We start from the raw sequence: 11,394 nt of genomic DNA, 5'->3' as shown, positions 1-11,394 counted from the left end.
CCCGCCTATTTCGGCCGCGACACGATCTCGATCATCTGGCCCTCGTCGGCGTCGGGCGCATGGGCCTTCGCCTTTTCGTAGGCGGCGAGCGCGGCGCGGCTGACGGGTACTCCGGGCAGCAAGGTCTCGGCGAGCCGCACGGCGTAGTCGGCATCCTTGTGGCGCAGCGCCGCGGTGAAGGAGGCGCCGGAGAAGTTGCGGTCGATCATCCGTTTGCTGTGGCGGATCACCTGCGGGCTTGCCACCGCGCCGGTCGCCAGCGCCTCGGCGACCAATTGCATGTCGAGGCCCGCCTGCTCGGCAATCGCCACGCCCTCGGCGAGGCTTGCGATCTGCACCGCGCCGATCAGGTTGTTGATCAGCTTGAACACGGTGCCGGTGCCGACGGGGCCGAAATGCCGGATCGTGCTGCCGATCGGCGCGAGATAGGGCTGCGCGCGTTCGAGATCGGCCGGATCAGCGCCCACTAGCAGCGTCAGCTTGCCGGCGGCCGCCGCCTCCGGCAGGCCGGTGACCGGACAATCGATGTAGATCAGGCTGCGGCTGTTGAGCTCGCGCGCCATCTCCAGCGTGTGCTGGTATGAGACCGTGGAGCATTCGATCGCGAGCGTACCGGCCTTCATGTTGGCGGCAGCGCCGTCCTTGGTCAGCCAGACCGCGCGCGAGGCCTCGTCGTCGGCGACCATGGTCACCACCGCATCGGCGTCGATCGCGGCATCCTCCGGCGAGGTCGCCCACAGCGCGCCGCGGGCAATCAGGTCCGCGGCCTTGGCCCTACTCCGGTTCCACACGGCGACCGTGAAGCCGGCATCGAGGTAACGGCCGGCCATGCCATGGCCCATGCGTCCCAATCCGATGAAAGCGACGCGCGGCATGGGCTAATCCACATCTTCGACGGATCCTGGCCCGGTGCCGAAGGCACGCTGCGCCAAGGTCGCCGCCATGAATTCATCGAGGTCGCCATCGAGCACCCCCGACGTGTCGGAGGTCTGCACACCGGTGCGCAGGTCCTTCACCATCTGATACGGCTGCAACACGTAGGAGCGGATCTGGTGACCCCAGCCGATGTCGGTCTTGGCGGCCTGATCGGCAGCAGCCTGCTCCTCGCGCTTCTTCAGCTCGATCTCATAGAGCCGCGCGCGCAGCATGTCCCAGGCCTGCGCCCGGTTCTTGTGCTGGGAGCGGCCGGCCTGGCAGACCACGGCGATGCCGGTCGGAATATGGGTGAGGCGCACCGCCGATTCGGTCTTGTTGACGTGCTGACCGCCGGCGCCGCCCGACCGCATGGTGTCGGTGCGGACATCGGACTCCTTGATCTCGATCTTGATGGAGTCGTCGATCACGGGGAAGATCTGCACCGACGAGAACGAGGTGTGCCGCCGCGCGTTGGAATCGAACGGCGAGATGCGCACCAGGCGATGCACGCCGGCCTCGGTCTTCAACCAGCCATAGGCGTTGTGGCCACTGATCTGGATGGTGGCTGACTTGATGCCGGCCTCTTCGCCCTGGGACTCTTCGAGGAACTCGATCTTGAAGCCGTGCTTCTCCGCCCAGCGCGTGTACATGCGCAGCAGCATCTGCGCCCAGTCCTGGCTCTCGGTGCCGCCGGCGCCGGCATGGACTTCGAGATAGGAATCGAACTTGTCGGCCTCGCCCGACAGCAGCGCCTCCAGCTCGCGCCGGGCGACCTCCTTCTTGAGATCCTTGAGCGCCTTCTCGGCCTCGGCGACCACGCCCTCATCGTTCTCGGCCTCGCCGAGCTCGATCATGCCGATATTGTCCTCGAGCTCGCGCTCGACCTTGCCGATGCCTGAGAGCGCGTCCTCCAGTGAGGTACGCTCCTGCATCAGCCGCTGGGCCTTCTGGGGATCGTTCCAGAGATTGGGGTCTTCTGCGAGCTTGTTCAGCTCAGCGAGGCGTGCCGTCGATTGTTCGACGTCAAAGATGCCTCCTCAGCAGCCCGACTGACTGCTTGATCTCTTCAACAAGGCGTTCGATTTCCGCGCGCATGGTCTTTCAGGTGTTGGCTAAAAAGGTTCCGGGGGATGTAGCGACCGGCGCGGCAAAGCGCAATCGACTTGGCCGCACTATCCCGGCGATTTGGCCGGATCGACCGCTAGTAAAGCCCCCCGGTTCCCGGACGCATGAAGAAGCCGCCATCCGGCTGCGCCCCATTCTGCGACGGCTGCGGGCCAGGCGCAGGGCCGCGCCCATCGGCATCGGCGACGCCGATGACCGAATAGTTCTCCGGCGGCGCGGTGCCCGGCTTGAAGGCTTCGAGGATGGTGTTGCCGCCGTCGCCGGGACCGGCGCGCATGCCGGTCTTGGCGTCGACGCGGATCAGCTTGATGCCGGCCGGAACCTTGAACGGCGTCGGCGGCTTGTCGGCGAGCGCAAGCTTGAGGAAATCGCGGGCGATCGGCGCGGCGACGTGGCCACCGGTGGCGGCGCGGCCGAGATTGCGCGGCTTGTCGTAGCCCATGTAGACGCCGACTGCGAGATCGGGCGAGAAGCCGACGAACCAGACGTCCTTCTCGTCGTTGGTGGTGCCGGTCTTGCCGGCGATCGGCTTGCCGACCTCCTTCACGACGGTCGCGGTGCCACGCTGGACCACGCCTTCCATCATCTCGGTGATCTGGTAGGCGGTCATCGGATCGAGCACCTGTTCGCGGCGGTCGACGAGCTGCGGCTCCGGCTGGCTCTTCCAGCCCCCGGGCGCGTCGCAGCCGCGGCATTCGCGGGTGTCGTGCTTGAAAATGGTATGCCCGTAGCGATCCTGGATGCGATCGATCAGCGTCGGCTTCACCCGGCGGCCGCCATTGGCGAACATCGAATAGGCCGTGACCATGCGCATCACGGTCGTTTCGCCGGCACCCAGCGCATACGACAGATAGTTCGGCAATTCGTCATAGACGCCAAAGCGCTTGGCGTATTCGCCGACCAGCGGCATGCCGATGTCCTGCGCGAGCCGCACCGTCACGGTGTTGAGCGAGCGCTGCAACGCGTTGCGCAGCGTGGTCGGGCCGTAATATTTGCCGGTCGAATAGTTTTCCGGACGCCACACGCCGGCGCCCTGCCCCTGATCGATCTCGATCGGCGCGTCGATCACGGTGGTCGACGGCGTATAGCCATTGTCCAGCGCCGACGAGTACACGATCGGCTTGAACGACGAACCCGGCTGCCGGTAGGCTTGCGTCGCGCGGTTGAACTGGCTCTGGTCGAACGAGAAGCCGCCGACCATCGCGAGCACGCGGCCGGTCCACGGATCCATCGCCACCATGGCGCCGGACACTTCAGGCAATTGCCGCAGGCGATACTGGCCTTCGACCGCGTTGCCGTCCTTGGTCACCAGCGGATCGGCGTAGATCACGTCGCCGGGCTGCAGCACCTGCGAAACGGCGGTCGGCGCCTTGCCCTTGGTCTTGGCCCAGCGCACGCCGTCCATCGTGATGATGCCGGTCTGCCGCTCCTTGCTGACCGCGCCGCCGAGCTCGCGACCCGGCTGGAAGCCGATCCGCGCCGACTGATCGCTGGTCTCGAGCACGACAGCCATCCGCCACGGCGAGATGTCGGACAGCGACTTCACGTCGGCGAGCTTGACGCCCCAGTCACCGGAAATGTCGAGCTTGTGCAGCGCCCCGCGCCAACCCTGCGCCTCGTCGTAATTGACGAGCCCCGCCACCATGGTCTTGCGCGCCATCACCTGGATCTTGGGATCGAGCGTGGTGCGCACCGACAGGCCGCCCTCGTAGAGCTTCTTTTCGCCGTAGCGCTCGAAGATGTCGCGGCGGACTTCCTCGGCGAAATATTCGCCGGCGAAGATGTGCGCGCCGTTCGAGCGGCTGGTGACGTTGAGCGGGTCCTTGCGCGCCTTGTCGGCGTCGGCCTGCTTGATCCAGCCGTTCTCCAGCAGACGATCGATCACATAGTTGCGGCGCTCGATCGCGCGGTCACGGTTGCGCACCGGATGCAGCGCCGCCGGCGCTTTCGGCAGCGCAGCGAGATAGGATGCCTCCGCGATCGTCAGCTCGTTGACCGACTTGTCGAAATAGACCAGCGACGCCGCCGCGATGCCGTAGGCACCGAGGCCGAGATAGATCTCGTTCAGATAGAGCTCGAGGATGCGGTCCTTGGAATAGGCGCGCTCGATGCGCATCGCCAGCAAGGCTTCCTTGATCTTACGGCTGAACGAGACCTCGTTGGTGAGCAGGAAGTTCTTCGCGACCTGCTGGGTGATGGTCGAGGCGCCCTGCGGGCGGCGGTTCGAGCCGTAGTTCTGCGCATAAAGGATGGCAGCGCGCGCCATGCCCTGATAGTCGATGCCACCGTGCTCGTAGAAGTTCTTGTCTTCGGCGGCGAGGAAGGCGTTGATCACGAGCTTCGGCACCGCCTGGATCGGCAGATAGAGCCGGCGCTCCTTGGAGTATTCGCCAAGCAGCGCGCCGTCGGTGGCATGCACGCGGGTCATCACCGGCGGCTCATAGTCCTGCAGCTGCGAGTAGTCGGGCAAATCCTTGGAGAAATGCCAGATGGCGCCAGCGACGGCGGCGACACCGACCAGGAACACGACGGTTCCGGCGGCGAACAAGAAACCCATAAACCGCACGAGCAGGCGCATTATCGACGTTCCGTTCCTACCCTCCGGCGCTCAGTCATCAGAAGCGCCTGTCCAAAAGTGCGAGAGCCTCACACAACGAAGCCTTGGCCCAGCGAGCCACCTTGCGCACGCGAGTATACAAGAGCCGCCGGACAATATGGTCGATTCTGCGGACCTGCGGTCCATTGTCTATACCGTCGCGGCTGTGGCCAAACTAGGGCTTCGGCGCAGCGGCCCCGGCTTTTCAGCGAGCCGATTTCACTTTGCCGACCCAGCAGTTGCCAGCCGTTTGGCGAAGAACGTGTCGATCGCCTGCACCATCGAGCCGACCGCCTTGTTCCGCCAGCTCTCGGAGACCAGGTGCTCGAGGTCCCCCTTGTTGGAGACGTAGCCGATCTCGACCAGCACGGACGGCACGTCGGGCGCCTTCAGCACCCGGAAGCCGGCCGATTTGAGCGGATGCTTGTGCATCCGCACCGTGGTCTTCATCTCGTCCATCAGAAGACGGGCGAAGCGATTGGAGAACGTCTTGGTTTCGCGCTGCGCGAGGTCGATCAGGATGTCGGCGACCTCCGTCGGCTCGTCGGTCAGGTTCACGCCGGCAATGGCGTCAGCCTTGTTTTCTGCCTCGGCCAGCCGTTCGGCCTCGGCGTCGGAGGCCTTGTCCGACACCGTGTAGATCGTGGCGCCTTGGGCATCGCCCTCGCGGCGCGGCAGGGCGTCGGCGTGGATCGAGACGAACAGCGCCGCGGACTGGGAGCGCGCGATCTTCACCCGATCGTTGAGCGGAATGAAGGTGTCGTCGGACCTCGTCATGACCACCCGATACTTGCCCGACTTCTCGATCCGGTCGCGCAGGGCAAGGCCAAAGCCCAGCACCAGGTTCTTCTCGGTCTGGTCGCCGGATTGCGTGCCGTTGTCGATGCCGCCGTGACCGGGATCGATCACGATCAGCGGGCGCGCGTCGGTGACCGCGACCGGCGGCAGCGCCGCCGAGGTGACGGCCGGAATGGTGGCGGTGGTGGATTCGGAAATCGCCGGTTTCGATTCGGGCCGGCTCGCGGGCGCCAGCGACTGCACGAAGCTGGTGCGGTCGACCTCCTCGAAGTCCAGCACCAGCCGCGGCGGCTGGCCGTTGGCGGCGTCGAGCACGTAGGAATTGGCGATCTTCACCGGTCCGGTCAGGTCGAACACGATCCGCGAGCCGCCGGGCATCACGAGGCCATAGCGGAACGCCTTCACCAGGCCCCGCCCCGCCGAGCCGGTGCCGGCCGCGAGCTGAAAATCGACCTGCGGGATATCGACCACGACGCGGTAGGGGTCAGCCAGCGGGAAGGCGCGAAACTCGATCTTGCGGTCGAGGTCGAGGATGAATCGGGTCTGCTTGGCGTCGCCGGCGAGCCTGGCGCCGGATGCGACCGGGAAATTCGGGGCGCTCGCGGCCGGTGGTGCCGGCGGGCCGTTCTGCGGTCCCTCGGCGGCGCTCGGGGCGCCGGCAATGGCAAACACCGATGCTGCGGCGCACAACAGCCCGCATCCCAGAAAAACAAGGTGTTTTGCGCGGTTCGCCACCCGATTCGTAGCCTCCCAGCTGCTTCTTACCGCATTAGAACCACACGGTTAATCGCCCCCTAATGACGCTCCGGTGAAAAGAACCGAGTGTTGCGGCGGCGTGACGCTTCCCTTGCACGCGGCGGTCAATCCACGTATGTACGAGGTGCTGACGGCTAGTACTCCCGGTTGTGTCGCGTTCAGCCTCCCGGTGCAGCGGTGGAACCTTCCCGATCGAAGATCCCGCCGTGTTTTTCCGGTCCCTCCCCAGCCAGCGCCGCGCGCGGCTGACACGGAGTGGCGGATTCAAGCCCGAGCGGCGTCCGGTCCCAGGCACACTCCCTCGCCAGAGGGACGGTTTGAGACAAGGCATAACCGATTATCCGGTCCCTTGGGGCCTCGATATGCGATGGCCGGCAGGCGCTTCGGCGCCAGACGGGGCTTTCAGCAAAAGATACGGCGGTATTTTTCGCCGCCAACATGTTTAGACGGGCCGACGCTTAATGCGCCAGACTGCATTGCCGACCAGGATCCCCCGAATGATCGCGCTGACGCGAGGTGAAAACTTCGCCCGTCGCATCATCCCGGTGAGTTCCCGTCCGGCGCTGCGCCGCGAGATGCGTTTCGGCCTTCCCCTCACCCCCGAATCAGGTGGACCGTCGCGTCACCGGGCGGCGCAGTTTGCGCGCGCCATGATCCGCGCCCGCCGCCGTCAAGAGCTCCAAAATGCCCAACAAGATGTTGATCGATGCCACCCACCCGGAAGAGACCCGGGTCGTTGTGGTCCGTGGCAATCGCGTCGAAGAGTTTGATTTCGAGACCGCCCAGCGCAAACAGCTGCGCGGCAACATTTATCTCGCCAAGGTTACGCGCGTAGAGCCGTCGCTGCAGGCCGCCTTCATCGAGTATGGCGGCAACCGGCATGGCTTCCTGGCCTTCAGCGAAATCCATCCCGACTATTACCAGATCCCGGTCGCCGACCGTCAGGCGCTGATCGAGGCCGACGAGCGCGCCCATCGCGAGGCCGAGGAAGAGCACGAGAACCGCGGCCATCGCCGCCGGTCGCGCCATCGCAACGCCCGTCGGCGCGGCCATGGCGAGCGCGTCCAGAGCGAGGTGATCGAGGGGGCGAACGACACGCAGGCGCTGCCCACCATCGAGGCCCACGAACATCCCGTCGATGCCGAGCATCATGAGCAAGATGCCGGGCACCACGATCACGGCGTGGTCGCCCACGAAGGCCACGAGCATGAGGAGCATGATCATGCGCATCACGAGGACCATGAGCATGACCACGACGATCATGGCCACCACGATCATGGTCACGACGACCATCACGACCACGATCATGCACATGATCACGACCACGCCCCCGAGGTGAGCGAGGCGGCGGTTGCCGACGCCCCGTCCGACCCCGTCGTTGCTGTGGTCGAAGCCTCCGCCGCGTCGGCCGCGCCCGAGACCGTCGAGACGGTCGAGGTCAATCATGAGCCCGAGCGCGCCCATGAGGAGCAGATCGAGGAAAACGCCGCGCATGCCGACGACGCGCCGCATGTGGCGTCCGACGAGGTTCACGCCGCCGCCGATGAGCACGCGGTCGCCGAATACGGCGCGCTCGCCGAGGTGGTCGCGCCAGAGACCGGGCCTGGCGACGAGGCCGGCGAAGATGACGAAGAGGATGACGGCGAGGAAGGCGAGGAAGAGGACGTCGTCGAGTCGGTCGGCGGCGACGATGTGCTCGAGGAGGTTCCGGAGCGCCCGTTCCGTCCGCGCCGCCAGTACAAGATCCAGGAAGTGATCAAGCGCCGGCAGGTGATGCTGGTGCAGGTCGTCAAGGAAGAGCGCGGCAACAAGGGCGCCGCGCTGACCACCTATCTGTCGCTCGCCGGCCGCTACGCCGTGCTGATGCCCAACACCGCGCGCGGCGGCGGCATCAGCCGCAAGATCACCTCCGCCCAGGACCGTTCGCGGCTGAAGGAAGTGGTGCAGGATCTCGACGTGCCCGAGGGCATGGGGATCATCCTGCGCACCGCCGGCGCCTCCCGCAGCAAGCCGGAGATCAAGCGCGACTTCGAATACCTGATCCGGATGTGGGAAACGGTGCGCGACCTGACGCTGAAGTCGCAGGCGCCGACGCTGGTCTACGAAGAAGGCTCGCTGATCAAGCGCTCGCTGCGCGACCTCTACAACAAGGAGATCGACGAGATCCAGGTGGCGGGCGAAGCCGGCTACCGTGAAGCGCGCGACTTCATGAAGATGCTGATGCCGGCCAATGTGCGGGCGGTGAAGCAATATCGCGACGGCCAGCCGCTGTTCTCGCGCATGGGCGTCGAAAGCCAGCTCGACGCGATGTTCTCGCCGACCGTGCAGTTGCGCTCCGGCGGCTACATCGTGATCAACCAGACCGAGGCGCTGGTCTCGATCGACGTCAACTCCGGACGGGCGACGCGCGAGCACCATATCGAGGACACTGCGCTCAAGACCAATCTGGAAGCGGCGGAAGAAGTCGCGCGCCAATTGCGCCTGCGTGACCTCGCCGGCCTGATCGTCATCGACTTCATCGACATGGACGAGAAGCGCAACAACCGCGCGGTCGAGCGCAAGCTGTCCGACTGCCTGCGCCAGGACCGTGCGCGGATCCAGGTCGGCCGCATCTCGCATTTCGGCCTCTTGGAAATGTCGCGCCAGCGCATCCGCGCCAGCGTGCTCGAAAGCTCGACGGAGCCCTGCCCGCAATGCGGCGGAAGCGGTCACGTCCGCTCGGTCTCATCGGTGGCGCTGCAGCTGTTGCGCGGCATCGAGGAAATCCTGATGAAGGGCGCGACCCACAATCTGGTGGTCCGCACCCGCACCGACGTCGCGCTCTACGTGCTCAATCACAAGCGCGGTCATCTGCGCGACCTCGAAGACTCCTTCCGGGTTTCGCTGTCGATCGTCGCGGACGCCACGGTGCACGGCCAGCAGTCCTACATCATCGACCGCGGCGAACAGGTGCATACGCTCGAAGCGGCCAAGGCGCTGCTCGCTGCGCAGGCTGCCGCTGCGCCGGCCCAGGCCGAAGAGGCCGATGACGAGGAAGAGCTGTTCGAATACGAGGCCGAGATCGAGACCGACGAGACCGAAGGCCTCGCCGACGAGCGGGCGGCCGGTGATGAAGCAGGCTCCGCCGAGGGCGAAGGCGACGGTCAGCGCCGCAAGCGGCGCCGCCGGCGTCGCGGCCGCGGCGGCAGCGAGGCGCGTGAAGGCGCCCAGCAGCCGCGCGAGGACGGCGATCTCATGCATGTCCTGCCCGAAGGCACCGAGGCGGTTGCTGCCGCCGAAGCCGAAGGTGATGAGGACGAAGGCGACGAGCAGCAGGGCGTTGCCCGCGACGACCAGGCCGGCAATGGCGATCGCCGTCCGCGGCGCCGCGGGCGCCGTGGCGGCCGCCGCCGGCGCGGCGGTGGCGGACCGGATGACGGTCTCGCCGGATCGATCTCCGATGAGTTGAGCCCGGCGGCGACGTCGGAGGCCTCCGACGCAGTCGCCGATTTCGATAGTCATGATGCGGAGCCGGCTCCCTCGCTGGCGCAGCCCGAACTGGTCGCCGAGCCGCCGGAGTGGCAGCCGACCGAGGTCGCACCCGTCGAGCCGGTCGCGGCACCCGAGCCCGAAACCGCCGCGGCGTCTGCAGCCGAGGACACGGCTGCCGAAGGCGACCGCGCGCAGCGCCGCCGCTCGACGGTGCGCGAAAAGGTCAACTTCGCGTCGAGCCCACTGCCCGAGGCATCAGCGGCGCTGGTTCAGAGCCCCGCGGAGGAAGCCCCTGAGCCGGCCGCGGCTGCTCCAGAGCCGGCACCGGCCGCTGCGGCCGAGGCTCCGGCCCGCAAGGGCTGGTGGTCGCGCCGCTTCGGCGGCGGCAACTAGCGCCACCTGCAAGTCAAAACGCCCGGTTCACGCCGGGCGTTTTTGTTGAACAGGCAATCCGTTCGTCAGACGCCGGCGTAACGGAGCCTGACGGAGACGGATCCCAATGCAAAGCGCGATCGTTCTTGGCGGCGGCATGGTGGGCGTCAGCACGGCGCTGCATCTGCAGCGTCGCGGCTGGTCGGTGACGCTCGTCGACCGCAGGGAACCAGGCCGCGAAACCAGCTACGGCAATGCCGGCATCATTCAGAGCGAGGCGGTGCGGCCCTACCCGATGCCGCGCGATCCTGCCGTCCTTGCCAGGATCGCGATGGGACGCACCAACGACGTGCGCTATCGCCTGGCGTCGCTGCCGCAGCACGCCGGTCCGCTGCTGCGCTATTGGTGGAACTCGACGCCCGAGCGGCACCGCGAAGCGACCCTCGCCTGGGCGCGCCTGATCGCCTACGCCACCGCCGAGCATGACACGCTGATCCGCGATGCCCATGCCGATAATCTGATCCGCCGCGCCGGCTATCGCCTGCTGCATCGCGACCCGGCCGCGCTCGAACAGGCCATTGCGATCGCCGAGGAGAACCAGCGTGACTTCGGCGTGACGTTTCGCGTGCTTGACGGCCGCGAGCTCGCCAAGGCGGAGCCGTTGCTGCGCGACGACCTGCCCGGCGCCATTCACTGGCTTGGGCCCTGGACCGTGTCGGACCCCGGCGGGCTTGTTTCCGCCTATGCCGGACTGTTCGAGCGCCTCGGCGGCAAGCTGCTGCGCGGCGACGCCCAGACGCTGACGGAGACGACGTCCGGCTGGTCGGTCGACACCAGTGGCGGCCGGATCGATGCCGCCCACGTCGTGGTCACGCTCGGCCCGTGGTCACCGCAATTGCTGCGCAAGTTCGGCTACCGGATCCCGCTGGTACGCAAGCGCGGCTACCACATGCACTACCAGGGCGGCCGCTCGCTCGACCTGCCGCTGGTCGACACTGCAAATGGCTACGCGATGGCGCCGATGGCCAAGGGCATCCGCATCACCACCGGCGCGGAGCTGACCAGTCCCGACGCACCGGCGACGCCGATCCAGCTCGGCTACGCCGAAGCGGCGGCGCGCGAGCTGATCGAGATCGGCAGCCGCGTCGAGCCCGAACCGTGGTTCGGCACCCGCCCCTGCACAACCGACATGCTGCCGGTGCTCGGGCCGGTGCCGCGGCATCGCGGGCTGTGGGTGAATTTCGGCCACGGCCATCAGGGCTTCACGCTCGGCCCCGCGACCGCGCGGGTGCTGGCCGAAACGATGAACGGCGAGGCATCCGCGGTGGACACCTCGCCGTATCGGCTGGACCGGTTCTAAC

General features: G+C 66.8%; 7 protein-coding genes. 2 read left to right on the top strand and 5 right to left on the bottom strand.

Annotated features, from left to right (window positions below; all coding sequences use genetic code 11):
* Positions 1 to 5: 5 nt before the first annotated feature.
* The 5 genes from ACVW1B_RS12295 to ACVW1B_RS12275 all read right to left on the bottom strand — a co-directional run bounded on the left by ACVW1B_RS12295 (position 6) and on the right by ACVW1B_RS12275 (position 7,498).
* Positions 6 to 875, bottom strand: a complete 870-nt coding sequence (locus tag ACVW1B_RS12295) for an NAD(P)-dependent oxidoreductase (RefSeq protein ID WP_253608807.1) — start codon at positions 873 to 875, stop codon at positions 6 to 8.
* A gap of 3 nt (positions 876 to 878) precedes the next feature.
* Positions 879 to 2,010 (bottom strand): peptide chain release factor 2 gene (gene prfB / locus ACVW1B_RS12290; protein ID WP_141342568.1). Its coding sequence is split into 2 segments (ribosomal slippage): positions 879 to 1,940 and positions 1,942 to 2,010, totalling 1,131 coding nucleotides; the frame shifts between segments, so codons are not numbered across the junction.
* A gap of 106 nt (positions 2,011 to 2,116) precedes the next feature.
* Complete coding sequence (locus tag ACVW1B_RS12285) at positions 2,117 to 4,618, bottom strand: penicillin-binding protein 1A (protein ID WP_253608809.1); 2,502 nt, start codon at positions 4,616 to 4,618, stop codon at positions 2,117 to 2,119.
* A gap of 237 nt (positions 4,619 to 4,855) precedes the next feature.
* Positions 4,856 to 6,169, bottom strand: a complete 1,314-nt coding sequence (locus ACVW1B_RS12280) for an N-acetylmuramoyl-L-alanine amidase (RefSeq protein WP_253608810.1) — start codon at positions 6,167 to 6,169, stop codon at positions 4,856 to 4,858.
* A gap of 615 nt (positions 6,170 to 6,784) precedes the next feature.
* Entirely contained in the window at positions 6,785 to 7,498 is a 714-nt protein-coding gene (locus ACVW1B_RS12275; RefSeq protein WP_309145031.1) for a hypothetical protein, read from the bottom strand.
* 27 nt (positions 7,499 to 7,525) lie between these two features.
* On the opposite strand from ACVW1B_RS12275, the gene ACVW1B_RS12270 reads away from it, so the two are divergent.
* On the top strand, positions 7,526 to 10,054 hold the full coding sequence (locus tag ACVW1B_RS12270; RefSeq protein WP_456780632.1) for an Rne/Rng family ribonuclease: 2,529 nt from the start codon (positions 7,526 to 7,528) through the stop codon (positions 10,052 to 10,054).
* A 106-nt stretch (positions 10,055 to 10,160) separates the two neighbouring features.
* Complete coding sequence (locus ACVW1B_RS12265) at positions 10,161 to 11,393, top strand: NAD(P)/FAD-dependent oxidoreductase (RefSeq protein ID WP_456792178.1); 1,233 nt, start codon at positions 10,161 to 10,163, stop codon at positions 11,391 to 11,393.
* Position 11,394 lies beyond the last annotated feature (1 nt).

It is taken from the genome of Bradyrhizobium sp. USDA 4502 (genome assembly GCF_054063355.1).
Note: the sequence above shows the minus strand (reverse complement) of the source record. Positions and strands in the feature narration are given on the sequence as shown.